We start from the raw sequence: 23,428 nt of genomic DNA, 5'->3' as shown, positions 1-23,428 counted from the left end.
TTCCCGGGTCACCCGCGGCGTTCGCATGCTGCTGATCGGCGTTGTCGCCCTGGTGGCGTTTCTCATCGTGCTGTCCCTGATCATTCCCGTTCAGGAGGTCGCGCGCGCCCGCGGCGAATTCGTGCCGCTGGGGCGTGTGCAGGTGATCCAGGCGCCCGAGGGTGGCGCGCTTGCTGCCGTGTTGGTTCACAATGATGAGCAGGTGACGAAGGGGCAGCTGATCGCCAAGTTCCGAGCCGAGGACCTGCTGCGCGACCTGGCGCGCTCCGAAGTGCGCATGGCCTATCTGGCCGTCCAGATCGAACGGCTGGACGCATTCGCCCTCAACCGCCCTCCTGTCTTCGACCCGTATCGATCCAAATATCCGGGAATGGTGAAGGAAGCCGAGTCCCTCAGTGACCAGCAGCAACGCGAGCTCACGCGGAACCTCGAAGAGAAGGACAAGCAGATCGAGGCGGAGAAATCGGCCCTTGATGCTGCCAAGCGCGAGATACCCGCGGCCAAGACCAGTCTCGATGCAACGCAGGAATTACTGGATCGCATGCGTCATGGCGTCGACATCGGCGTCATTCCGGCCAACCGGCTTGCTCAGGCGCAGGAAGAGGCGGCGCAGTCCGAGCGGGTGCATACCCAGCTCGTGGCCTCGCTCGATCAGCACGACGCGCGCATCAAGGGTCTTGAAGCCCAGCGTGAGGCGGTTCTCGCAAAGTCCGCCGCTGACGCCCGCAACCAGAGATCCGAGCTCATGGTCCAACTCGACGAGTTGAAGGCGACCCAGGCTGCTTACCAGAGCCGATCCGCGGATATCGAGGTCGAAGCCCCGGTCGACGGCGTCGTGCAGAAGATCTCGGAAACGCCGATCGGCACGGTGATCCCGCCCGGCGGCACGGTGTGCGAGATCGTGCCGGCCGGGCGGGTGCTGATACAGGCCCGCGTGTCGCCGCGCGACATCGGCTTCGTGCGGCTCGATCAGACGGCAATCGTGAAATCGGATGCGTTCGACTACAGCCGTTACGGATCGATCCCCGGGAAGGTCGTTCGCATAGCGCCGTCCAGCACGGTCGGCGGACCGGGCCAGGCGCCTTATTTCCAGGTCGAGATCGAGCTGGACCGGCCACACGTTGGCGCCGATGCGGCGCACGTGGTGACGCCCGGCATGACCGGTGAGGCCACGATCCTGACCGGGCAGAAAACCATCTTTCAGTATCTGCTGAAGCCGATCTACACCACCGTGGATACGGCGATGCGCGAACGCTGAGGAGGTCTGTGATGACCAAGTCCGCGAAGGATTCAAAAACGAACACGAAGACGTCATCGGCGCAGAACGAGCTCAAGAAAGCGATCGACAGGCCGATTGATCAGCCCGACCTGGCGCACGAGGAGATGCCGATCGGCTGGCTCTATGGCCCCGACGGCGATCTGGCCCGCCCGGATGGCGGTGCCGGCCACGGCAGTGCATCTGCCGACATCGATGCGTTGAGACAACTCTCCGAAGAACCGCTGCACACGGGTCACGAGACGAGCGGCGCGACATCGGGCGCAGACGACACGAATCTTCCTGTTGGCGGCAGCGGCGGCTTCAACGCCGGTGCCGGTGCCGATCAACCATCGCACCCGCAAACGGCAGCGCCGGTTCACGTGGGCTCGGGTGGCCTGGTGACGCCGCTCACAACAGCGCCCCAATCCGCATTGGCCCACGAGTCAGCACCCGTTCCGGCTGGTCCGCACGCCGGTGGCGGTGGTGGCGGGAGCAGCAGTGATGAAGCAAGCAAGGGCGAATACCTCGCTGATGCTCGCGGAGTAGCACAAGGCTCCACTGTGACCACCACACCCATTGTGGATCAGCCGGGCACCGGCAATCACGGCACAGGGCACGGCGGGACTTCCGGCGGCGATCAGACCAACCAGCACACTGCCGGCAGCGGCGACGGCACGGAAAGCCAGAGCAACCAAGGCAACGACGGACTGACTGCTGTCGGGGGTGGTGATGGTACGGGCGATCAGACCAATCATGGTGGCGGCACCACCGGCTCGGGTGATGGCACTGGCTCCGGTGGTGACGGACAGACTGGCCAGCAGGCGGGCGGCGGTGGTGGCGATGGCTCGGGCGACCAAGGCAGTCAGGGCAATCAAGGTGGCGACACCGGCACGACCGGTACAAGCCCAGGCACCGGCGCGGGTGGCGACGGTCAGACCGGCCAGCAGGCAGGCGGCAGCGGCAGCGATGGCTCGGGCGACCAAGGCAGTGACGGCAATCAAGGTGGCGACACCGGCACGACCGGCACAAGCCCAGGCAACGGCTCGGGAGGTGACAGCCAGACAGGCCAGCAAGCCGGCACTGGAACGGACAACGGCCAAGGCAACCAAGGCGTCAACCAGGGCAATCACACCGGCCAAGGCAACGGCTCTGGAAGCGACAACCAGACCGGCCAGCAAGCCGGTACTGGAACGGACAACGGCCAGGGCAACCAAGGTGTCAACCAGGGCAATCACACCGGCCAAGGCAACGGCTCTGGAAGCGACAACCAGACCGGCCAGCAAGCCGGCACTGGAACGGACAACGGCCAAGGCAACCAAGGCGTCAATCAGGGCAATCACACCGGCCAAGGCAACGGCTCTGGAGCTGACAGCCAGACAGGCCAGCAGGCCGGCACCGACAACGGCCAAGGCAATCAGGGAGTCAGCCAGGGCAATCAGGTCGGCCATGGCAACGCCTCGGGAGCTGACAACCAGACAGGCCAGCAAGCCGGCACTGGAACGGACAACGGCCAAGGCAATCAAGGCGTCAACCAGGGCAATCACACCGGCCAAGGCAACGGCTCTGGAGCTGACAGCCAGACCGGTCAGCAGGCCGGCACCGGCACCGACAACGGCCAAGGCAATCAGGGAGTCAACCAGGGCAATCAGGTTGGCCATAGCACCCACGCCTCTGGCGACAGCCTGACAACCGGCACCACGAGCGATGCGAGTGCGCACGCAGCCGCGGATGCAGCGACGGCCACGACAACGCAAGTCGGCGCGTCAGCTGCGAGCGTTGCCGATGCCGCGACCACATCGGCGGATGCGACCACCCACGACGCAGCGCAATCCGCCAGCACGACGTCGGCGGATACAGCAGGCACCGACCAACATCCGTCAGACTCCGTGGCCGCTTCGGACACGGCACATAACGCAGATGCACCTGCTACGGGCACGAGCGGCGGCGATCACATGGCCGCGGCACTTTCAGCCGATCACCACGCCGGGCACCCATCCGGCGCACATGATGCCGATCGCGGTGATACCGGACTGCATCATGGACAGGACCACGGCGATCACGACGGCCATGACCACATGTGGCTGCACACAGGTCAGGACCATGGCGACCACGCTCACCACGGCGACATGGGTCTGCACATCGGCCAGGACCAGGGCGATCATGACCATCGCGGCGACACCGGACTGCACACTGGTCAAAACCACGGCGACCATGATCACCATGGTGACGTGGGATTGCACGTCGGCCAGGACCATGGCGATCACGATCACCACGACGACATGGGACTGCACATCGGCCAGGACCATGGTGGACATGAGACCCACGAGGATGCGGGTCTGCATGCGGGCCAGGGGCATGCAGACATGTCCGATCCCGCGCAGCCCTATCACGACCTGGTCGCGCAATCGCAGACCGACCACGACGGCTCTCACTTCGACGCCGTCGGCGGCGCGACCGCGTTCGAGCACGCGCACGACATCACCAACGTTGCCGGTGAACATCACGGCGACCTCGCCGCGCCGTCGCCGGCGAGCGAATATCTCGCGCTGGCTCAGGCCCATGAGGGCGATGCCGGACAATCGCTCCATGGCAGCGGTCATGATCAAAGTGCGCCGGAGTACACTCATCTGGCGGGCGAGATCACGCCTCAGATGGATCATCAGCAGCCCATTGCGCCTGACCAGCTTTTCGCGGAAGCCGGCGGTGCCCACGGAACGCCGGACGCCGACCACAGCCTGCAACCGATGCAACACGACGATGCCGCCGCGACCCACGTTCCAGCCATGGATACGCCGGTCGAGACGGACCACGGCCACCATGGCTAGCACTCGACCGCGCGCGTCGGCCGAACTAAGCATTTGGAGATGACGCGACCGCCACGCGGTCGTGCTCGTCTCCGATCTTCCATCCTGGCCCCCCGGAAACCGTTGCGCGTTGTCGCCGCTCGGGTTCATCTCCCTATTATCGCGATCGCATCCACGCGCGGAGAAGGTGGATGCCACCGCGTAGCGCGCTTGCCGCGACGTCGGAAACGTTGGCCGGGCGCAGTTGGTCAACGCGGGCCATCGATTTATTTTAAATATAAAATAATGAGGCCCGCTGAGGGGATTGCCCAGGCGCATGTCGGCAAGCCGCAGAGATTGCCTTTCGGTGCTCGGTCACTTCCGCCTGCGGCAAAGTCTGCACACGGGAGAGCCGACTCCGTGCGTCCTGGACGAGCCTTGAATTTACTTTTGGCACAAACTATCTTGCAACGACGTCAAAGCCGTCGCCTTCCAGCCTAGATGCCCAGGAGATTTGATTTGGCACTCGCAAAGGAGTCCCCGCCTGTTTCGAAGAACGGGAGTGATCAGGAGGCCGAGTACAGGGCTCAGACACGGCTTTGGCTCCGGCTGCTCGCCTGCACGACCTTGATCGAGGGCGAGCTGCGGCGGCGGTTTCGCGAGGAGTTCGATTTCACCATGCCCCGCTTCGACGTTCTGGCCCAGCTCGACCGCGAGCCGAGTGGATTGGTGCTGGGAGAGCTGCCCAAGCGCCTGATGGTCTCCGCCGGAAACCTCACCCCCATTGTCGACCGACTGGTCGCGGACGGTTACATCACCCGCACGCCGTCGAACCTCGATCGGCGCGTGCAGATCGTTTGCATGACCGTCGAAGGTCAGAAAGCATTCAGGCGCATGGCCAAGAGCCATGGCTCGTGGCTGGCCGAGCTGCTCGCGGGCTTCCCGGCTGATCGGCTCGATGGGTTGACCAGCGAGCTCGACGAGCTCAAGGGCGCCGTCAGGGACACGATGCAGAAGCCGTGAGCCGAGACTCGGAAAACCCCTGCATGGTTTTCCGAAAAGATCATGCTCAAACAACAACCTGAAGCGCGATGACGATTCATCCTAATCTCATCGCGCTTTAGCGCCGCACCCGAATGCCGGCCGCCTCGCGGTCCCACGTATCCGCTGTCACGCCCGCATCACGCAGCACACCCTTCTTGATCTTGCCGTTCTCCGTCAGTGGCATCTGGCTTACAATGCGCACATAGCGGGGAATGGCAAAATAGGCGATCTGCCCTTCGCAATGCCTGACGATGTCGACGGGCTCCAAGGATTGTCCGGGCTCGAGCAGGATCGCGGCGGCGACCTCGTCCTCTCCCAGTTCGGACGGCAACGGGTAGATGGCGCAAGCCGCAACAGCGGGATGCGACTGGATGGTCTGCTCGACCTCCCAGGAGGACACGTTCTCGCCACGGCGACGGATCGAGTCCTTCATGCGGTCGATGAAGCGATAGTGCCCATCGCAATCGCGAACGACGCGATCGCCGGAGTGGAACCAGAGGTTTCGCCAGGCATCGACCGTTTTCTCCGGCATGCCGAAATAGCCGGTGGCAAACGCAAAGGGCTGCCCGGCGCGAAGGACAAGCTCGCCCGCCTGCCCATCAGGCAACTCTGAATCGTGTTCATCGACGATGCGGGCTTCAACGCCGTCGGCCAGATAACCCATCGTCCCGGGACGATCGGACGGGATCGATCCCGCGAACACGAAGTTGGTCTCCGTCGATCCATAGCCGTCGACCAGCGGCACGCCGAACCGTTCGAGGAACGGCCGATGGATCTGCGGCGGCACGCCACCACCGAGCGCGACGCGAAGGTGATGGGCTGTGTCGTTCTCCGTCCTGGGTTGCGCCAAAAGCATCGAAGCCATGGCCCCGAGCAGATAGCCGACGGTCGCATTGTGCGCTCGTGCGGCCGCCCAAAAGCCCGACGCCGAGAATTTCGGCTCCAGGACGTAAGTGCATCCATTGAGGACAGCCTGATAGAGCGCGTTCAGAGCGTTGGTATGGAACAGCGGCAGCGTCGTGAACAGTACGTCGCCCTCGCGGATGCCTAGTGCCCGCGCCGAATAGATGCCCCACCAGAACAGTTGCGCCTGCGGACAGCACACGCCTTTGGCAGGCCCCGTAGTGCCTGACGTGTAGAGGATGGCAACGGTATCGCCTGGCCGTACCGCGACTGCGGGAGCGCCTGATCGAAGGGTGGGCAATGGCACCGACGATATCTTCGTCTCGGTGGCAGACCCGATCATCCATGTCTGCGACGGCAGTTCGACATCGGCGTCCACCGTCTCGATGGCAGCAACAAACGGTGCCTCGACGACGAGCAACGCAGGCCGCGAGTTGCGAAAAATATGGGAAAGCTGGAAGCCTCTTAGTGCGGTATTGATCGGCACCACGATTGCGCCGAGCCACGCGCAGCCCAGATAGACCTGAAGGAATTCCGGGCGGTTCGAGCACATCAGTGCGACCCGGTCGCCGGGCTTGATCCCGGCGTCGATGAGGGTCTGGGCGGATGCCGCCGCGATCGCGGCCGTCTGCGCATAAGTCCAGCGCGTCTCTCCGGCGACCAGCAGGACGCGATCGCCGTAGCGCTCGGCCTGCCGCGTCAGGATGGTGGAGAGAACCCTGTCCACGGGTGGAAACAGCTCCACCGCGCGCGCCCAGGCCGGCATCGCACTACGCTGCTCCACCGTCTTGCCGCCGTTTGCCTGCACGTTGCTCTCCGTCACAATCACGCCCGATCAGGGCAGCAGCTTGTATTTTCCGTCCTCGATCTGAACCAGGACACGCGAGCGATCGTCGACTCCGTGCCGATCCGCCGGCGTGTAGGAGTAGACCCCCTGCGTCCCGACCACCTCCTTGGTGCTAAACAGCGCCTGGCGAAGCGCGGTACGGAATTCCGGCGAACCCGGCTTGGCGCCGGTCGCCATCGCGCGTTTGGCCGCATCGGCCAGCACCAGCCAGCCGTCGAACGAATAGGACGAGAACGAGTCGGTCGGTGCTTCGCCATTCGCCTTCTCGAAGGCCGCGCGAAAAGCCAAGGCAACCTTCTGGATTGGATTGCTGGCCGGAAGCTGCTCGGCCGCGGTGACGGGCCCCGTCGGGCAGATGATGCCGTTGGCAGCCTTGCCGGCGAGACGCAGGAAATCGGCGCTGATCAGCCCGTGATTGCCGTAGAGCGGCCCCTTATATCCGCGCTCTGACAGAGCGATCACCGGCAGCGCACCCGGCGTTCCCGTGCCGCCGAGCATGATGGCGTCGGGCCGCGCCGCAATCGCACGCAGCACCTGGGCGGTCACCGACGAATCCGATCTGGCGTAGCGTTCGTTGGCGATGACCTTGATATCGGCCGCCTTGGCGCTTTGCGACAGCGAGTCGTACATGAGGTCGCCAAATGCATCCGAGAAGCCGATGAACGCGACGGTCTTCAATCCTCGCGCCTTCATGTGATCGACGATACCCTGGACGAGAAGCGGCGTCGGTTGCGGCGTCTGCACGACCCAGGGCCCGCCATCGCCGGGCGGCACCGGCGCGATCGGCGACACCGCGATCATCGGAATCTTCATCTCGATCGCGGCCGTCGCCATTGCCAGAGTCTGCGGCGCTCCGGACGTTCCAATCAGAATGTCGACCTTCTCCTGCTCGACCAGCTTGCGCGCGTTGCGCGCCGACGCCGTCGGGTCGGATCCGTCGTCAAGCTGAATGATGCGCAGCTTCTCCTCGCCGATCTCCCCGACATAGGCCTGCCCTGCCGCGATCCCCTTCGCGTTGGGAATCCCGATCGACGACACCGGCCCGCTGAGGCCGGTGACGAATCCGACGAGGATCTCCGCCTGCGCGACTTGCGGAACGGCGACAAGTAATACGGCTGAAGCCAGCAGGGTCTTCATCGAGATCATGGCACCTGTCTCTCTTGGTTTGCGTTTCTTCTGTCTGGCAAGCGCCGTCCGCCCGCTTCAGCTCGCCGAAACCAGGGCGATCACGCGCAGCGGGCTGCCGGAGCCGTTCTGGATCTTCAGGGGCGAAGCCACGATGACGGCGCCGGTGGCGGGAAGCTGATCGAGGTTGCAGAGGCACTGAAGGCCATACCGGCCGGCGCCGTGCAGGAAGTGATGCGCCGGATAAGGTGGCTCGAAATGACCGGCCTGTCCCGCATCGGTGCCGATGGTCTCGGTGCCGAAGCCGATGATGCGGCGCTCCTCCACCAGCCATTTCATGACCGCCGGATTCGGACCCGGCGTGTGCGCGCCGTCATCCCTGAGGTTGGAATAGTCGCGCCAGCCCTTCTTCGACCAATCGGTGCGCAGCAGAACCCAGTGCCGCTCGGGAATCCGTCCGTGCTTCGCCTCCCAGGCTTCAACAAGCGGGACCGTCAACACGAAGTCTGGATCCTTCGCCGCCTCTGCCGAGCAATCGATGACGCAAGCCGGCGCGATCATGTCCTTCGGCGGCATGGTGTCGACAGCATTGTTCGGCAGGTCCTTGCCGGTGAACCAGTGAATCGGCGCGTCGAAATGCGTGCCGGTGTGCTCGCCGAACGTCACGTTGTTCCAGTACCAGGCCGGGCCGCGACCGTCATATCGCGAAATCTCCTGGATGCGGACGGGAGCTGCCTGGCCGAACTCCGGCGGCAGCACGATGACCGGGAAATCAGGACTGAGCGTAAAGGTCAGATCGACGACGCGCACCGCGCCGGAAGAAATCGCACCCGCCAGTTCCAGGAGATTCTTGCTTTGCATTGTCACGTCCTCCGGCTTGGTTGAAATCCTGACTTCACCTGTCGAGCTCACGCTCGAGCGCTTTCGGATTGGCGGCGAGACGCTGCCTGATTTCCTCGGCGACGTCTCCGACATACATCTCTTCGAGTCCGCCTCTGAGACCGGACACGATCGCCTGCGCGACGGCGCGCGGCGCGACCTTGGGCGGCGGCACGGTCTGGAACCACTCGGTGTCGACGGGCCCCGTGAACAGGTTCATCACCTTGACGCCGCCGGGCCGCAGCTCCGCGCGAAGGCACTGCGACAGCGACAGGCAGGCCGCTTGCGACGCCGAGTAGGCTCCGAAGGCGGGCCAGTTCGCCAGCGCATAGACCGACAGGATGTTGATCCAGGCAACGCTGTTGTTGATGCCATCCGCGCCCCGCATCCGCATCGCGGGCCCGAAGGCCTGCGCCAGATTGATGAAGCCGAGATAGGCCTGGTCGATCTCGTCCCGAGCGATGCTCGTGCCCCTGCGGTCAAGGAGGCCGCCGGGCCGCACATGTTCCGTCGTGTTGACGAGGATATCGACCTTGCCACCGATATCGGCTGCGAGGTCAGCCGCAGATTTTTCATCGGCCGCGTCGAGCGTAACGACTTCAATCCCCTCTTGCCCGCGCAACAGCTTCTCGCCGGCAAACGGCCGCCACGGCTCGGCAACGCCGACGAACACCGTCTTCGCACCTGCAGCTTTCAGCGCGGCGGCCGCCTCCTGGCCGATCACGCTGCGGCCGTTGGTCACCAGCACCCGCCGGAATTTCGGATCGGCCGTCATTTCCCGCCACTGCCTGTCGTCTGCCATGTTGGGAGTCTCCCCCTCGGGTCGGGCAAAGGCCACCGCCTGACCGCTCTTGTCGAGCTGAAACGACATGAGGACGGGCGCGCCCTCGGCACAGTCGGCATGCAAATGCGCCACCATCGTCGGACCGCAGTCCATCCTGACGAGGCCGATGCGCCAGGGCGCCCGCTCGCGGAAATAGACGTCGCTCGGCACGCGCGCCGTCGTTTCGGCCAGCAGCGTACCGCGGCGCGGTGCATCGACGAACGCAAGACCAGCCGACAGGCATGCGGGGCACGCCTCACGTGCCGGATAGGCGAACGCGCCGCAGGCCTCGCAGCGCTGGAGCATGAAGCGTCCTTCGGCGGCGGCGCGCGTGAAGCCGTGCGATGTCCTGCTGCGCGGCCGCGGCGGCGAGGTGGGAAGCCGCGTCCGCAGCAGCGGATTCTTGCGCCGGGGCGGCTCAATCGGATCGATCATCGCGAAGGCCCTGCAAAGATCGCGGCACCGGAGGCCAGGCCGCGATCATAATTGATCATACCGAAGCCCGAGGCCAAACCGAGCTTTGCGTTTTTCACCTGCGTGGGACCTGCGGTTCCCAGGACCTGCCGCAGTCCTTCGACGAGACCGAGATAGGCGCCGGCGGCGCCGGCCTGCCCGACCGAGAGTTGTCCGCCCGAGGTATTGTGCGGGAAGTCGCCGTCAATCGTAAGATCATGCTGGCGCACGAATTCTGCGCCCTCGCCCTTGTTGCAGAAGCCGAGGTCCTCGAACTGCATCATCGTGATGACCGGATAGTCGTCATAGGTTTGCACGATATCGAGATCGTCAGGCTTCACGCCGGCCATCGCGTAGAGCTCACCGACGTCCATCGCCCAGCCGCCCCGCACCTGCATCGGGTCGTCGGCGAAGGCGTTGTGCCGCTCGATCGTGGACAGCAATCTTGCCGCTCGCAAACCGAGCGATGCCGCGGTCTCATCCCGCATCACGAGAAACGCCTCGGCGCCGGCGCAGGGCATGACGCAATCGAAGAGATGAATGGGATCAGAAATGGGACGGGCCGCCAGGTATTGCTCGATCGTCAGCGGCGTCTTCATCAGCGCGTGCGGGTTGCGTAGCGCATTGGCGCGCTGGGCGACCGCGATCCTGCCGACATCCTCGCGCGTGACGCCGAACGTCCGCATATAGTTGCGCGCAATCAGCGCGAAGCTGGCATTGGCGCCGCCCGCGCCGTAGGGATAAACCGCATCCTGGTTGAAGCGCGAGAAATTCTCGAGCGTCAGTCGGAAGGAATCGACGTGATTGGTGTCGCCGGCCACGCAGGCCACGATGTCGGCATCGTGCGCCTGCACCGCGCGCGCAGCCTTCCTCAACGCCGCGATGGCGCTGGCGCCGCCGAGCGGAATCGTGTCCAGCCACCTCACGCAGAGCCCGAAATGCTGCGTCAGCCCGATCCCGCTGTCAGTCCCCATGGTGAAGCTGGAGACGCATAGACCGTCGATGTCAGAGGCCTTGATGCCGGCCTGCGCGACAAGCGCGCTCAGCGCGCGGCCGATCCACCACTGCGCGCTCTCGATGGAATAGCGCACATAGGGGATCGTGACGGGGGCCGCGATCACGACGCCGTCATAGGGTGTGCGCTTTGAATTCGTCACCGCTCGCCTACCTTCGGTCAGACCACCGTCAGCTTCACCTCGATGTTGCCGCGCGTCGCGTTCGAATAGGGACAACGCTCATGCGCACCGGCAACGACCTCCTCCGCCACGGCTCGCTCCAGACCCGGAAGAGTGACCATCAGCTCGACAGCGAGTGCGTATCCGACGGGCACCGGCCCCATGGCGACTTTCGCGGTGACGGTCGGCTCCGCGCTTGGCACGATCTTCCTCGTCCGGGCCACAAGCTTGACCGCGCCAAGGAAGCACGCCGCATAGCCGGCGGCAAAGAGCTGCTCCGGATTGGTTCCGCCCACGCCCGGCCCGCCCAGCGACTTCGGCAACACGAGGGACACCGATAGCAGACCATCGGTGCTCGCGGCCTTGCCGTCGCGGCCTCCCGTTGCCGTCACCTCGGTCTCATAAAGGATCTTCTCGGGTCTCATCATGTCTTGCTCTCCAGAGCTGGTTGGTTCTCTTCCGGCACTAACGCTTGTGGCGCGCGAGCAGCGCACGGAAATCGTCCCGGGCAAGTGCGCTGGCACGTTTGAAGCTCGGCCCGCGGCTCGGCTCGGTGCCATTGAGCCGCCTGAGCTGCACCCACATCTCAGCGCTCTTCAACGCCACCGCGGCGCAGTTCACCACGGGCGCGTTCCCGACCTTCAGGCCGTGCTCGCGCCCAATCAGCAGGCCCGGCAGCACACCGGCGGGGATCACCACATCGGCGCCGCGCTCCACCAGTGGAAGGGCGCAGGCGATAAAATCCTCGATCATCCGGGCATGGGCCGCCGGATCGCCTGCGAACGCACTTGCGAAATCCTCGGGCTTGCAGCCGAGGCCGGTCACATGGACGACGCGATCACCGAGGCCGTAACGTTCGGCCTGCTCGTAGTGCCAGACCTCGAAGACGGGATCGAGCGTCACGAGGCCGAGGCGCCGACCGAGTTGCGAGGCGGCAAGCAGCGTCGCCTCGCCGGTTCCGATCACGGGAATGTCGAGCGCCGAGCGGAGTTCATAAAGGCCGGGATCCTGGAAGTGGCCCATCACGAAGGCGTCGAACCCGCCCTCCTCGGCCGCAATGCCGTAGTCGATCGCCTGAACGGCGCAGCGCAATTCGGCGAGCCGGCCGAACTCCCGATCCGGCGGCGAAATGCCCTCGACATGAACCGTCGTGCCGGGTGCGGCGATGTTGTTGAGGTACTCCGACAGCAGCGCCATGTAAGGCGCGTTCACGCTCGCATCGACGAAACTCTGCCAGAAGATGCGCATCGCCCTTGTCCTCGAACGGTGACGGGAGCATCGGCCGCCGGCTGCCGACGGAGATATTTCAACCATAAACTAATTGGCGCGTCAAATGCGCACGGCGAAGCCGGCCAAGGGGGACCCTTTATCGCGACGAGGGCCCGGTTTCGTGGGGTAAAGAGGGGAAGGAAATGGCGCACTCTGGCGGAATTGTATGCAACAACATTTTTTTCTGACAGCCCCATGACACGTGTTGACGGCGCCCCGGAGAATACTTTAGGCTTTAAGTAATCCGCCGGCAGCTGGCTGGTGGCCACGACAATGATGTTGCAGGGCACCGATTTTGAGAGACTCAATCGCGTGGACTATCGTCGGGCCTGAATGGCCGACAGCAGCATCGCCGGTCGCGCAACGCGGCTGCGGCAATCGCTTTCTCTTGCTTCGACAGATGCCCGCCGGATTCCGCCGGCCCGCCCGCGACTTGAGCGGGACGCCTCGCCATGGCCGCTGACGCCCGGCCGAGCGAACTTTCTTCTCGCCGCGCCCGGCGTTTGGCGCTGCAGCAATGCCTTCAATCGGTTCGTTCGCGGCTCGGGCTCCCTGCCCGGCTTCCAGACATTCGTATCCAGCATCAATGGAGGACAACGCAAATGCGGCAGACGACTCTGAGCCTACTCGCACTTGTCGCCGGCGTCTTCGCGGCACCGGCTGCGCAGGCCGACATCACCATCGGCTTTGTCACCTCGCTGAGCGGCAACGGCTCGTCGATCGGCATCCCCTACGGGCGCGGCATCAATGCCGCCTATGAATACAAGAAGACGATCAACGGCGAGACCATCCGCCTGATCCAGCTCGACGACGGATCCGATCCCTCGGCCGCGACGCGCAACGCGCGCAAGCTCGTCGAGGAAGAGAAGGTCGACCTCCTGATCGGCACTGCGACGGCGCCCTCGACCATCGCCATGGCGGCTGTTGCCAGCGAATTGAAGGTGCCGATGATTGCGGTCTCGCCGATCGGCAAGCTTCCGGAATCGCCGGAGCAATGGGTGGTCTCGGTGCCGCAGCCGGCTTCGCTGCTCGTCAAGATCGTCGCCGATCGCATGAAGCGCGATGGGATGAAGAACATCGGCTATATCGGCTTCTCCGATGCGTGGGGCGACCTCGTCTATAACGGGGCCAAGGCCGCCGAGCCCCTCGACGACATCAAGGTCCAGACCAACGAGCGCTATGCCCGCACCGATACCTCGGTGACCGCGCAGATCCTCAAAGTCATGGCTGCGCGTCCCGACGCGGTGCTGATCGGCGGCTCCGGCACGCAAGGCGCGCTGCCCCTCCTCACCCTCTCCGAGCGCGGCTTCAAGGGGAACACCTACGGCACGGTGGCGCTGGTCAATCCGGACTTCGTCAATGTGGGCGGCAAGGCCGCCGAGGGCATTCAGGTCTCCGCCGGCCCCGTGATCGTGGCCGAGCAGCTTCCGGACGAGCACTTTGCCAAGAAAATCGCGCTCGATTTCCGAGCGGTCTACCAGAAGACCCACAACATTCCGACCACCGACGGGTTCTCCGCCTACTCCTTCGACGCCTGGCTGATCTTTGCCAACGCCGCCGAGCGGGCGCTGAAGACCGCGAAGCCCGGCACGGTAGAATTCCGGACCGCGCTCCGGGATGCCATCCTCAGCACCAAGGAGCTGCCAGGCGTGCATGCCGTCTACAACTTCAAGCCCGGTGCGGTGACCGGCGTCGACGAGCGCGCGCTGGTCGTAGTCCGCCTGACCGGCGGCGCCTGGAAGTACGCGCCATAAACGGAAGACGGCAGGCGGTGAGAAACGGGGGAACGGCGTCTCAATGACGAGCGACATCGCAGCCATTCTTGCGATCGACGGGATCGCCACCGGCGCAGTCTACGCGCTGGTGGCAATCGGAACCGTCCTCATCTTCACGGTGACGCGGGTCATCTTCATTCCCTTTGGCGACATTGCCGCGTTCACCGCGCTGACGCTTGCCGCCCTCGATGCCAAGCGCTTTCCGGGAACCGGCGCGCTGGTCGTGGTGCTGGCCTGCCTTGCGAGCCTGATCGAGATCATTTCGCTCCTGCGCGCCGGTGAGCCTCGCCTGCTGCCGCGCGCGCTTCTCTTCTACCTCGTCCTGCCCTTGGCGGTGGTCGGCGCCGCCTGGCTCGTCATGCGCATGGACCCGCCGCTGGCGGTCCGGCTCGTGCTCGCGCTGATGCTGATCACGCCGATCTCCCCTCTCCTTGACCGGATCGTCTTCCGCCCGATCGCCGACGGCACGGTGCTTCTGCTGCTGACGGTCTCCGTGGCGCTGCACTTTGCGCTGGTGGGCCTTGGCCTCTTGTTCTTCGGCCCCGAAGGGGTCCGGACCGAACCGCTGACGTCGTTCTCGACGGAGTTCGCCGGCGTCCTGATTTCGGGCCAGACCATGCTGATCGTGATCGCCGCGCTCGTCTTCAGCGGCCTGCTCTATCTCTTCTTCGACTTCAGCCTGGTCGGCAAATCCCTGCGCGCCACGGCCGTGAACCGCACCGGCTCCCGGCTGATGGGAATACGCCCGGCACGGGCCGGCACCATCGCCTATCTCCTGGGCTCGCTGATGGCCGGCGTATCGGGCATCCTGATCGCGCCGGTGAATACCGTGTTCTACGATTCCGGCTTCCTGATCGGCCTCAAGGCGTTCGTCGGCGCCATCGTCGGCGGCATGACCAGCTATCCCGGTGCCGCGATCGGCGCCGTGGGGGTCGGCATCCTCGAAAGCTTCGCATCCTTCGAGAGCAGCGCGCTGAAGGACGTCATCGTGTTCTCGCTGCTGATCCCGATCCTGATCTGGCGATCCCTCGCCTCGCTGCATTCCGAGGAGGAGATCGAGGAATGACGCGCTTTCATGTTCAGCTCGCAGCAGTGGCCGTGGTGGTGTGCCTTGCGCTCGCGCCCTTCGTCCTCAGCCCGTTCAGCATCACGCTGATGAACTATATCGGCATCTATTCGCTGGTCGCCATTGGCCTTGCGCTCCTGACCGGCGTTGGCGGCATCGTGTCGTTCGGACAGGCGGCCTTCGTCGGCATCGCGGCCTATGCGACCGCCTGGGTCTCCGCGCTGAACGGGCAATCGCCCTGGCTCGGCCTCCTGCTCGGCGTGGTGCTGACCTGCAGCGTCGCGGCCGTCCTCGGCGTCGTCACCTTGCGGCTCCAGGGCCATTTCCTCTCGCTCTCGACCGTCGCATGGGGCCTCGCGATCGGCTTCCTGTTCGGCAACGTCGAAGGACTCGGCCGCTTCAACGGCATCTCGTCGATCCCGCCGATCAGTCTCGGCTCGTTCGCGCTGGTCTCCAGCGCACAGATCTATTTCCTGATCTGGGGCATCGTCGCCGTGGTGCTCTTCCTTGGCTACAATTTGCTGGACTCCCGCCTCGGCCGCGCCATGCGGGCGCTGCGCGGCGGCAACACGCTGGTCGAGAGTCTCGGCATCAACGCCTTCCAGATCAAGCTCGTGACCTTCGTGATCGCGGCTTTCCTGGCCTCGCTGTCCGGATGGCTCTACGCGCATATGAGCCGCTTCATCAGCCCGGGTCCGTTCGATGCCGGCATGGGCATCGAATATCTGATGATGACGATGGTCGGCGGCGCCGGCAGCCTGCTCGGCGGCGTCGTCGGCGCCGCCATCGTCACCCTGCTCAAGAACAGCGTGCAGGATTATCTGCCGCTGATCGCCAAGGGCGCATCCGGCCAGCTCGAGATCGTCGCCTTCTCCGCGCTGTTCATCCTGTTCCTGCAATGGGCGCGGCAGGGCATCGTACCCTTCGTTGCGCGCTATCTGCCGAAGACCAAACGCGAGCGGCCGCAGCCGGCCCCGCCCCTGCCCCGCCGTCCCCAGCCGACGCCGGGCGAGCTTCTTCTGAAGGTTGACGGCGCCGAGCGCCGGTTCGGCGGCCTCGTCGCGGTCAACAATGTCAGCTTCGAGGTTCGATCCGGCGAAATTCTCGCCGTCATCGGTCCGAACGGCGCCGGCAAGAGCACGATGTTCAACTGCCTGACCGGCGCGCTCCGGGTCAACAAGGGCGAGATCGTCTTTGCGGGACGCCCCATCACGCGTGATCCGCAATCCCGCATCGCGAGGGCCGGCGTCGCCAGGACCTTCCAGCATGTGAAGCTGCGGCCGCGCATGAACCTGCTCGAAAACGTCATGCTCGGCACCTACGGCCGCACCAGCACGGGTCTGTTCGCCGGCGCCTTTCGCCTCAATCTGCGTGAGGAAGCCAGCGCCCGGCATGAGGCGCTGATGCAGCTCGAGCGTGTCGGACTGGGCGACAAGCCGTTCGAGCTCGCCGGCAACCTTCCCCTCGGCAATCAGCGCATCCTGGAGATCGCGCGCGCGCTCGCCGCAGACCCCGCGCTATTGGTGCTGGACGAGCCGGCGGCGGGCCTGCGCCGCCAGGAAAAGCTGAGGCTAGCAGAACTCCTGCGCTCGTTGCGGGCGGATCACCTCACCATCCTCATCGTCGAGCACGACATGGAATTCGTGATGTCGCTGGTCGACCGCATCGTGGTGCTCGATTTCGGCTCCAAGCTTTGTGAGGGCGTACCGAGTGCGATCCGCAACGACGAGCGGGTTCAAGAGGCCTATCTCGGAGGCGTCGCGTGAGCGAAATGTTTTCCATGACCGACGTGACCGTCTGCTACGACAACGTCGAAGCCGTCCGCAACGTCTCGCTGTCGGTCGAGGAAGGACAGATCGTCACCGTCATCGGCCCGAACGGCGCCGGCAAGACCACGCTGCTGATGGCCGCCATCGGGCTGCTCGCATCGCGCGGCCGCATGGTATTTGGGGGCAGCGACATCGGCAGGATGTCCGTCGAAGATCGCGTCGAGCGCAGGCTCTGCCTCGTTCCGGAGAAGCGCGAGCTGTTCTCCGACATGTCGGTCGCCGACAACCTTCTGCTCGGCTCCTACAGCCTGCGCGACCGCTCTGGTGTCCAGAAGACCCTCGACGAGGTCTATGATCGTTTCCCCCGCCTGAAGGAGCGGCAGCGCCAGGCCGCCGGCACGCTCTCCGGCGGCGAACGCCAGATGCTCGCGCTCGGCCGCGCACTGATGGCCAAGCCAAAACTCTTGATGCTGGACGAGCCCAGCCTTGGTCTCGCACCGCTGATCGTGCGCGAAATCTTCCGCACCATCGCCTCGCTGCGCGACCTCGGCGTGTCGATCCTGCTGGTCGAGCAGAACGCCCGCGCTGCGCTCGAGACGGCCGACTACGGCTACGTGCTCGAAACCGGCGAGATCGTGCAGTCCGGTCCGGCCAAGGACCTCATCCACGATCCCAGGCTGATCACGGCCTATCTCGGCGGACACTGAAGCGGGATCAGACCGCGTTCGGCGCGCCGCCTTCGTGACCCGACAACCAAAATCTCGAAAACAACCCCATGCAAAGGAGTCGACGCTGCCGGCGCGGCGCCCTTCGTATTTTTCGAAATCATTTGACGCGTCGGGCAAATCAGGGGCATTATGCCATCATCGCCAGCCGAACCTAATCCTGTCGGCTCTGTATCCATAAATTGGAGTGCTAGGGTAAGGGCGCGCCTGATGTTCGGTTGTCCGCCCATCGCGGCGGAATAATCGACGTGCCGGAGGTCGTAGAAGGGCCATCAGCTGACATTGACCCGCCACTTTGGCTTGACGAAGTTAACTCCGAGCTTGCAAATCGACCTTGCTAGATTCATTGCGTGCATTTGCGCTGTTCCATTCTGGCTCGTCATCAGATCGCTGCCGAACCCGCGTGCCGCTTTTTGTAGTCTAGGCGAAGATTAGCACGAGACGGCTCGTTATTCGTCGCTCCAGTCTTGCGGAGGCGGAATCAACCGCCGCCACCGTCAATGCCGTGCACCAGCAACAGAAGGGTATCCGCTCCCGCCTTTCGGTCCTTTGCAATCTCCCGATATTGGGCTGACTCGAAGAACCCGCGGAAAGCCGCCGCATTTGAGAAAGACAGAAGCACGATTTTGTCTCTATCCCAACGCCCCTCGATGATTTCGGGCTGCTCATCGGCTGCCAACAGCCTTCCTCCGAATTGCTTGAGTACGCCCCTGAAACGCGCAGCGTAGCGTTCGTATGCCGCACGATCGGTGAATTTGAGCTGTCCAACGACGTAGACGGTCATGAAGGATTCTCCCCTTTAAGACTTTGGATGTCATCCGGGTGTTGCCGTTGGGCTCTCATCTACCTCACGCCTTCGGCACGCTCACGTCGATCAACAACTTCGCCGCCGTGACCGCCAGTAAGGCCGGCAAAGATCGAATCGCTCGACGAAGAATGGCATGACGGACACAAGCGCCAGATCGAGATCTATCAGTGGTTGTTGCGTCAGAACGGCTTCACGGTCTCCGACACCGGGTATTGGGTGTATGCGAACGCTAGCAAGGATAAGGCCGCTTTTGACTGGAAATTAGAATTCGACCTTACCCTTGTTCCGTACACCGGTGACGATTCATGGGTGAAAGGAACGCTCAAGAAAATAAAAGAGTGCCTCGACAGTGACGCGTTACCAGACGCCGCCGGCGATTGTAACTATTGTCGGCACCGGGAACGGTTGGCAAGGAATTACGTTCCATACAAGCACAAAGAACACTCCTAGCGGTCAACCGGAAGAAGGCTACACTTGGCATATGAAAAAGACGTTCTCCGACAAAGTGCGCGATATCGTCCGGAAAATACCGAAAAGCAAGACGATGACGTACAAAGAGGTCGCTTCAAAAGCTGGAAATCCGAAGGCCGCACGGGCTGTCGGAGCCGTTATGCGATCAAATTACGATCCATCGATACCGTGCCATCGCGTCGTTGCGAGCGACGGGACGATACGCGGGTACAACCGCGGTGCGCGCATCCGCTGATCGCTCTGCGGATGAACGCGCGTGTGTTCTCTTTGGGTCCGAGGATAAGGTCCGCTTTGGCCCAAAGAGGCGACGTCGTTTAGATCAGCTTCAGTTCTTTCAGACTGGCGTGACCTTGCTTGCCGACGATGATGTGGTCCTGGATCGCAATACCGAACTGCTTCGCGATCTCAACAATCACTCGCGTCATCTCGATGTCAGCACGCGATGGTGTTGGGTCTCCTCCCAGATGATTGTGCATCAGCACGACCGGACGGCATGATGTCCGCTTGGGGTCAATCTCGACATTCTTGCAACTGGCCAGCAACGTCCGATCCACCCCCAACCTCAGACATGCCACTACACTGCGCCAACTGAAGCGAAGGGCCACTTCCGGACTCATGCACCGCACCAGGAAACTTCTACTGGATCACCGCGTCGGCGCGGGCGAGCAGCACAGGAGTTGGTGCAATGCCAAGCGCTTTCGCAGTTTTCAGATTGATGACCAACTCGTATTTCGTCGGCGCCTGCACCGGAAGGTCGGCCGGTCTTTCACCTTTGAGGACGCGATCGACGTACCCAGCCGAGCGTCGGACTATGTCGGCAGTATTCGGTCCATAGGAGATCAGTGCCCCTTCCGCAGCGAATTGCCGGAAGCCGTATATCGCAGGAAGTCGATGTCGCTCCGTCAATGCAATGACCGCCCGGCGGTGATTGTTGATGAATGCGTCCGGTGCGGCGATCAGACCGCCGCCAGGCTCGCGTGCGAGCGCCGTGATGGCTGCCTCGACCTCCGCCTCGTCGTGCACAGGAGTTGCGGAGAGCTCGAGGGCGAGCGATGTGCGGGCCGCTTCGAGTTCGCGCAGGAATGCCGGATAAAAAGGCGTCGTGTCGGGATTGAAGATGAGCGCCACACGTCTGACCCCCGGAGCAATCTCCTTGATCATCTCCATCCATTTCCCGATCATTAGGAAGTCGATGAAGGTGAAGCCGGTGATGTTGCCGCCCGGCCGCGACAGGCTAGCCACGAAGCCCTGTCCGACCGGATCGTTGACGAGGTTGAATACGATCGGAATGGTGCTGGTCGCCTCTTTCAGTGCTGCGGCGATTGGCGTCCCGCTTCCGACGATGAGGTCCGGCGCCGAATGCACCAGCTCCGTCGCGTAGGCTCGGATTCGGCCCAGATCTCCGCCGGAATATCGATGCTCAACTCGAATATTGCGGTTCTCGATCCACCCGCGCGCCTCGAGCCCCTCCCGAAACGCAATGACGCGGGTCAGCACTTCGTTATCGTTCTCGAGGTATGGATGGAGGAAAGCAACACGACGCATGCCCGTCGCCTGCTGCGCGCACGACGCCAACGACCAGGCCGCGGCCACTGAAAGTGCAATGAATTTGCGTCGTCGCATTCGTCGCCCTTCAGGCCGAGCGATATGGCCTAGCATATGCTTCAAGTTCCAAGTGTAATGTGCATCACAGCAAAAATTCGCGCTGATGTCGCAGATGGGTCAATCGCGTCGGTTGGGTTAGCCCCCCGAGACGGCCGGTCTACTTCCAGCAGCAGGCGCCAAATCAACCATCGCGGTTCGACGCGAAGGGCCAGGTCTGAAGAGCGCGTACCGAGCATGCGTGGTCAGCTTGATCAGATCGCGCGCATCGTCGATTTGAGAGTCCAGCGTCGGCTTCGGCATACAATTATACCTGACCGAAACCTGAACTTTTTTCCATCGCATAAGACTTATGTTTGCGTCCCAGCCTGCACGTCTGGGGTACAGAGAACTTCAGCCGCAACCGGGGCGTCGCCGAGGGCTCTCTTTCGTGCCGCCGCGAGAGCCGGGGCACGATGTATGGCCCGCCGCGCACTTCTTGACTTGATTTCACCAAGCACAGGAGGAGCCTATGCGGAAGTCTCTCGCCTTATTCCTTTCTGGTGTGGCATTGGCGGTGGCGGCGTCAACCGCGGTTGCCGGTGAGAAGGTACTTGAGTTCAAGCTCGTGACAAAGCCGATCGACGTCAAGGTAATTGAGGCCGCAAACATCGAAGGACAGACGATCGCGTCCGGCAAACTTTTTGGCGTCGCCGTGTTCAACGATGGCCGTATCGGGGTGAAAGAGTTCGTCAATACGTCGGACTTGCTCAAAGGCTCAGGCACCTTCTTCGGTTATAGCACTTACACGTTCGAGGAGGGCTCGATCACGGCGCGTTACACCGGCTCGGCCAAAGACGGCAAGTCAAATGGCGAATACACGATCCTTTCGGGCACAGGTGCCTATGCAAACGCCACTGGCACGGGAACTATCGAAAGCGCGCCGAACCCGTTCAAGGGCGTAAGCCTGTTAAACATAAAGCTCGTCATTAAAACTCCTGGCTCATGACAGCGTAGCTCCACAGGTCCCGCACGAGGGAGGTTGATGCCTAGTCTGGGCGTTGGCCCGGCCGGCGGCGGATTGTCGGCCGGCCAACCTCCTGAAGAACTGTGAGGCTGATCATGCCTGTCGGCCAGCGGACTGGATCGCGTTAGAGGTCTGCTCAGGGTCATTCGCGTCGATTGAGGATACACGCGACCACGTCCGATCTAGCCGTAACAGCGGACGCCAAGGTGAGGGTCGAGGTTCGACGCTAAGGGCCAATTGCAGACCGATCTGCACCCGGCCTCTCATAGCTATCAAGTTAACGATGCCTTACTAGTAGAAGGGCCTTTTCGCATGAGGACGCTGTCGTTACTCTACCCCTCACTGCGGCCAATCCTTGTAGAGCGTCATGCCGATCATGATCAGCGAGCCGATTGCGACCGCCGCCGGGCAGATAAACGGCAACTCTTCCAGCACGCCGATAAGAACTGCCCGGGCGCGGAGAGTTCTCTTCATATGCGCAAAGCGCCAGCCTGGCGCACCCATCGGACATCTCCGTTTGGCCCCCAGCAGCAGCGGTCTCACTCTTCAGCGCGAAGGGATCTTCGGCTATTGCCCATTCGGATGTATCTCTAGATCAAGGTGAAGGAACCCTTGCATGTGGAACTGGATGATGCTGGCGATAGAAAGTAATCGCGTGATTGGACTGCGGATCGCAAGGTTGATGCGCGGCGGCAAAGCAGCCCAACGTGAGGCCCAGCGCATGATCAGTGAAAAGATATTTGCGGCGGGGAAGGCCGGTACAAGCCTGATGGCTGGGGCCTCCGGAGACAAGATTGTTGAGCAATATCGACGAAAGGTGGCGGCAAACGCCAAACGGCTCAGCCGGAAACCAACTCGGCGGAAACGAAAATCTCGCTCCTGAGGCTCAAACGGCCCATGCTGGATATCGCGCAATAATATTTCTGCAACTCGGCGTCCTCCCTACTGATTGATCGTGAAATTGTTGACCCATCTCTTTTGATCAGCGCGTGACGCAAATTTCCGCGATCTTTCGATCTTCACACCATAGCTCTACGTCGTAGCCGTCGGCCAAGCGTCTGGCGTGCTTCTTGGCTTCGATTTAATCCACGCACATTAAAACGATGCGAAGCTCGATATATCCGTCGAGGCCCTCTTGCATCTGCTCCCTACGCGACTCGGTCGGCCTGAGGCGGCCTTATTCCTCGGGGGGTTGCAGACCCGACGACGTCAGCCATTCGTCTATATTAGAAGCGGTTTCGAGCTGACGCAGTCTGCGTTCTAGAAGATCATGCTGCGGTCCTGGCTGCGTATTTTCCAGCTCCGCTATGATGCGTGCTCGTTCCGCATTCAGGTTGTCGTTAATGTGGGATTGTGGGTGTCGTCCCATGGCACTCTCCTTTCCCTGCGTGAATTGGGAGGGAGCGCAACCGGCGTTCTCGTCACTGATCAAATCACGGTGCCGTGCGGAGATAGACCCAGTGTGCACCCGGAACCGGAGCGACGCCAGAACAAAAGTCAACCCAGCGACGTCAGCTAGGGGTCAAAAGCGCCAGTCTAGGATAGTGGCGAATGTGTCCGTTTCACCCCTGACAACGGACTTCACCAAACCACCGATCAACTTCGCATTAGGGCCACAAGCCGACATATGACCGGTTCTGGTGCGAG

22 protein-coding genes and 1 pseudogene are annotated in these 23,428 nt (G+C 63.0%); 9 read left to right on the top strand and 14 right to left on the bottom strand.

All coding sequences use genetic code 11. The features are described from left to right. Nucleotides 1-25 precede the first annotated feature (25 nt). Nucleotides 26-1,258 (top strand): HlyD family type I secretion periplasmic adaptor subunit, encoded by a 1,233-nt coding sequence (locus tag QQL28_RS01050; protein WP_284260219.1) that lies wholly within the window; start codon nucleotides 26-28, stop codon nucleotides 1,256-1,258. A gap of 53 nt (nucleotides 1,259-1,311) precedes the next feature. On the opposite strand, the gene QQL28_RS01045 is transcribed toward QQL28_RS01050, so the two are convergent. The 3 genes from QQL28_RS01045 to QQL28_RS01035 form a co-directional block, all read right to left on the bottom strand. Beyond that, nucleotides 1,312-1,605, bottom strand: coding sequence for a hypothetical protein (locus QQL28_RS01045; protein WP_284260218.1), 294 nt, complete (start codon nucleotides 1,603-1,605; stop codon nucleotides 1,312-1,314). 96 nt (nucleotides 1,606-1,701) lie between these two features. After that, nucleotides 1,702-2,916, bottom strand: a complete 1,215-nt coding sequence (locus QQL28_RS01040) for a hypothetical protein (RefSeq protein ID WP_284260217.1) — start codon at nucleotides 2,914-2,916, stop codon at nucleotides 1,702-1,704. Between the two features lie 309 nt (nucleotides 2,917-3,225). Next, complete coding sequence (locus tag QQL28_RS01035; RefSeq protein WP_284260216.1) at nucleotides 3,226-4,077, bottom strand: hypothetical protein; 852 nt, start codon at nucleotides 4,075-4,077, stop codon at nucleotides 3,226-3,228. 483 nt (nucleotides 4,078-4,560) lie between these two features. On the opposite strand from QQL28_RS01035, the gene QQL28_RS01030 reads away from it, so the two are divergent. Further along, complete coding sequence (locus tag QQL28_RS01030) at nucleotides 4,561-5,064, top strand: MarR family winged helix-turn-helix transcriptional regulator (RefSeq protein ID WP_284260215.1); 504 nt, start codon at nucleotides 4,561-4,563, stop codon at nucleotides 5,062-5,064. 97 nt (nucleotides 5,065-5,161) lie between these two features. On the opposite strand, the gene QQL28_RS01025 is transcribed toward QQL28_RS01030, so the two are convergent. From QQL28_RS01025 to QQL28_RS00995, 7 genes are read right to left on the bottom strand one after another with little or no spacing between them, the layout of a single operon-like run. After that, entirely contained in the window at nucleotides 5,162-6,796 is a 1,635-nt protein-coding gene (locus QQL28_RS01025; RefSeq protein ID WP_284260214.1) for an ATP-dependent acyl-CoA ligase, read from the bottom strand. A 27-nt stretch (nucleotides 6,797-6,823) separates the two neighbouring features. Beyond that, a complete protein-coding gene (locus tag QQL28_RS01020; protein WP_284260213.1) occupies nucleotides 6,824-7,981 on the bottom strand; it encodes an ABC transporter substrate-binding protein in 1,158 nt (385 codons plus the stop codon). Between the two features lie 57 nt (nucleotides 7,982-8,038). Further along, nucleotides 8,039-8,821 (bottom strand): cyclase family protein, encoded by a 783-nt coding sequence (locus tag QQL28_RS01015; protein ID WP_284260212.1) that lies wholly within the window; start codon nucleotides 8,819-8,821, stop codon nucleotides 8,039-8,041. 34 nt (nucleotides 8,822-8,855) lie between these two features. Beyond that, nucleotides 8,856-10,097 (bottom strand): SDR family NAD(P)-dependent oxidoreductase, encoded by a 1,242-nt coding sequence (locus tag QQL28_RS01010; protein ID WP_284260210.1) that lies wholly within the window; start codon nucleotides 10,095-10,097, stop codon nucleotides 8,856-8,858. Continuing rightward, on the bottom strand, nucleotides 10,094-11,272 hold the full coding sequence (locus QQL28_RS01005) for a thiolase family protein (RefSeq protein ID WP_284260209.1): 1,179 nt from the start codon (nucleotides 11,270-11,272) through the stop codon (nucleotides 10,094-10,096). The genes QQL28_RS01010 and QQL28_RS01005 overlap by 4 nt, the downstream gene beginning before the upstream one ends. Before the next feature lie 17 nt (nucleotides 11,273-11,289). After that, entirely contained in the window at nucleotides 11,290-11,718 is a 429-nt protein-coding gene (locus QQL28_RS01000; RefSeq protein ID WP_348522472.1) for an organic hydroperoxide resistance protein, read from the bottom strand. Nucleotides 11,719-11,755: 37 nt separating this feature from the next. Then, entirely contained in the window at nucleotides 11,756-12,538 is a 783-nt protein-coding gene (locus QQL28_RS00995; RefSeq protein WP_284260208.1) for an aspartate/glutamate racemase family protein, read from the bottom strand. Between the two features lie 623 nt (nucleotides 12,539-13,161). On the opposite strand from QQL28_RS00995, the gene QQL28_RS00990 reads away from it, so the two are divergent. Genes QQL28_RS00990 through QQL28_RS00975 form a run of 4 tightly spaced genes read left to right on the top strand, consistent with a single transcriptional unit; the run spans nucleotide 13,162 to nucleotide 17,876 of the window. Then, on the top strand, nucleotides 13,162-14,313 hold the full coding sequence (locus tag QQL28_RS00990) for an ABC transporter substrate-binding protein (protein ID WP_284260207.1): 1,152 nt from the start codon (nucleotides 13,162-13,164) through the stop codon (nucleotides 14,311-14,313). A gap of 43 nt (nucleotides 14,314-14,356) precedes the next feature. Next, nucleotides 14,357-15,400, top strand: coding sequence for a branched-chain amino acid ABC transporter permease (locus tag QQL28_RS00985; protein WP_284260206.1), 1,044 nt, complete (start codon nucleotides 14,357-14,359; stop codon nucleotides 15,398-15,400). Next, nucleotides 15,397-17,166, top strand: a complete 1,770-nt coding sequence (locus tag QQL28_RS00980; RefSeq protein WP_284260205.1) for a branched-chain amino acid ABC transporter ATP-binding protein/permease — start codon at nucleotides 15,397-15,399, stop codon at nucleotides 17,164-17,166. Before QQL28_RS00985 ends, QQL28_RS00980 begins: the two co-directional genes overlap by 4 nt. After that, on the top strand, nucleotides 17,163-17,876 hold the full coding sequence (locus QQL28_RS00975; RefSeq protein ID WP_284260204.1) for an ABC transporter ATP-binding protein: 714 nt from the start codon (nucleotides 17,163-17,165) through the stop codon (nucleotides 17,874-17,876). Before QQL28_RS00980 ends, QQL28_RS00975 begins: the two co-directional genes overlap by 4 nt. A gap of 499 nt (nucleotides 17,877-18,375) precedes the next feature. On the opposite strand, the gene QQL28_RS00970 is transcribed toward QQL28_RS00975, so the two are convergent. Further along, nucleotides 18,376-18,678, bottom strand: coding sequence for a DUF1330 domain-containing protein (locus QQL28_RS00970; protein ID WP_284260203.1), 303 nt, complete (start codon nucleotides 18,676-18,678; stop codon nucleotides 18,376-18,378). A gap of 373 nt (nucleotides 18,679-19,051) precedes the next feature. On the opposite strand from QQL28_RS00970, the gene QQL28_RS00965 reads away from it, so the two are divergent. Beyond that, complete coding sequence (locus QQL28_RS00965; protein ID WP_284260202.1) at nucleotides 19,052-19,408, top strand: MGMT family protein; 357 nt, start codon at nucleotides 19,052-19,054, stop codon at nucleotides 19,406-19,408. Between the two features lie 79 nt (nucleotides 19,409-19,487). Here the strand turns inward: QQL28_RS00965 and QQL28_RS46060 are convergent. Both QQL28_RS46060 and QQL28_RS00955 read right to left on the bottom strand, forming a co-directional pair. Beyond that, a pseudogene (locus QQL28_RS46060) lies at nucleotides 19,488-19,670 on the bottom strand (JAB domain-containing protein); the annotation flags it as partial. 139 nt (nucleotides 19,671-19,809) lie between these two features. Next, nucleotides 19,810-20,766 carry an ABC transporter substrate-binding protein gene (locus tag QQL28_RS00955; protein ID WP_284260200.1) on the bottom strand — a complete coding sequence of 319 codons (957 nt, stop codon included), beginning with the start codon at nucleotides 20,764-20,766 and terminating at the stop codon, nucleotides 19,810-19,812. 520 nt (nucleotides 20,767-21,286) lie between these two features. On the opposite strand from QQL28_RS00955, the gene QQL28_RS00950 reads away from it, so the two are divergent. Then, nucleotides 21,287-21,763 carry a hypothetical protein gene (locus QQL28_RS00950; protein ID WP_284260199.1) on the top strand — a complete coding sequence of 159 codons (477 nt, stop codon included), beginning with the start codon at nucleotides 21,287-21,289 and terminating at the stop codon, nucleotides 21,761-21,763. A gap of 357 nt (nucleotides 21,764-22,120) precedes the next feature. Here QQL28_RS00950 and QQL28_RS00945 read toward each other — a convergent pair whose 3' ends face one another. Then, nucleotides 22,121-22,285, bottom strand: coding sequence for a hypothetical protein (locus QQL28_RS00945; protein ID WP_284260198.1), 165 nt, complete (start codon nucleotides 22,283-22,285; stop codon nucleotides 22,121-22,123). A gap of 112 nt (nucleotides 22,286-22,397) precedes the next feature. Between QQL28_RS00945 and QQL28_RS00940 the strand changes: the two genes are divergently transcribed. Then, nucleotides 22,398-22,664 (top strand): hypothetical protein, encoded by a 267-nt coding sequence (locus QQL28_RS00940; RefSeq protein ID WP_284260197.1) that lies wholly within the window; start codon nucleotides 22,398-22,400, stop codon nucleotides 22,662-22,664. The last annotated feature ends 764 nt before the right edge of the window (nucleotides 22,665-23,428 follow it).

The sequence above is a fragment of the Bradyrhizobium iriomotense genome, from assembly GCF_030160715.1.
In the GTDB taxonomy this organism is placed as follows: Bacteria; Pseudomonadota; Alphaproteobacteria; order Rhizobiales; family Xanthobacteraceae; genus Bradyrhizobium; species Bradyrhizobium iriomotense.
Note: the sequence above shows the minus strand (reverse complement) of the source record. Positions and strands in the feature narration are given on the sequence as shown.

Coding starts and splice junctions, on each gene's coding strand:
- QQL28_RS01050 (WP_284260219.1), top strand. CDS start 26: ATGCTGCTGATCGGCGTTGTCGCCCTGGTGGCGTTTCTCATCGTGCTG.
- QQL28_RS01040 (WP_284260217.1), bottom strand. CDS start 2,916: ATGGCCAACCTGATTGCCCTGGTTGACTCCCTGATTGCCTTGGCCGTT.
- QQL28_RS01035 (WP_284260216.1), bottom strand. CDS start 4,077: ATGGTGGCCGTGGTCCGTCTCGACCGGCGTATCCATGGCTGGAACGTG.
- QQL28_RS01020 (WP_284260213.1), bottom strand. CDS start 7,981: ATGATCTCGATGAAGACCCTGCTGGCTTCAGCCGTATTACTTGTCGCC.
- QQL28_RS01015 (WP_284260212.1), bottom strand. CDS start 8,821: ATGCAAAGCAAGAATCTCCTGGAACTGGCGGGTGCGATTTCTTCCGGC.
- QQL28_RS01010 (WP_284260210.1), bottom strand. CDS start 10,097: ATGATCGATCCGATTGAGCCGCCCCGGCGCAAGAATCCGCTGCTGCGG.
- QQL28_RS01000 (WP_348522472.1), bottom strand. CDS start 11,718: ATGATGAGACCCGAGAAGATCCTTTATGAGACCGAGGTGACGGCAACG.
- QQL28_RS00995 (WP_284260208.1), bottom strand. CDS start 12,538: ATGCGCATCTTCTGGCAGAGTTTCGTCGATGCGAGCGTGAACGCGCCT.
- QQL28_RS00990 (WP_284260207.1), top strand. CDS start 13,162: ATGCGGCAGACGACTCTGAGCCTACTCGCACTTGTCGCCGGCGTCTTC.
- QQL28_RS00985 (WP_284260206.1), top strand. CDS start 14,357: ATGACGAGCGACATCGCAGCCATTCTTGCGATCGACGGGATCGCCACC.
- QQL28_RS00980 (WP_284260205.1), top strand. CDS start 15,397: ATGACGCGCTTTCATGTTCAGCTCGCAGCAGTGGCCGTGGTGGTGTGC.
- QQL28_RS00970 (WP_284260203.1), bottom strand. CDS start 18,678: ATGACCGTCTACGTCGTTGGACAGCTCAAATTCACCGATCGTGCGGCA.
- QQL28_RS00950 (WP_284260199.1), top strand. CDS start 21,287: ATGCGGAAGTCTCTCGCCTTATTCCTTTCTGGTGTGGCATTGGCGGTG.
- QQL28_RS00945 (WP_284260198.1), bottom strand. CDS start 22,285: ATGGGTGCGCCAGGCTGGCGCTTTGCGCATATGAAGAGAACTCTCCGC.
- QQL28_RS00940 (WP_284260197.1), top strand. CDS start 22,398: ATGTGGAACTGGATGATGCTGGCGATAGAAAGTAATCGCGTGATTGGA.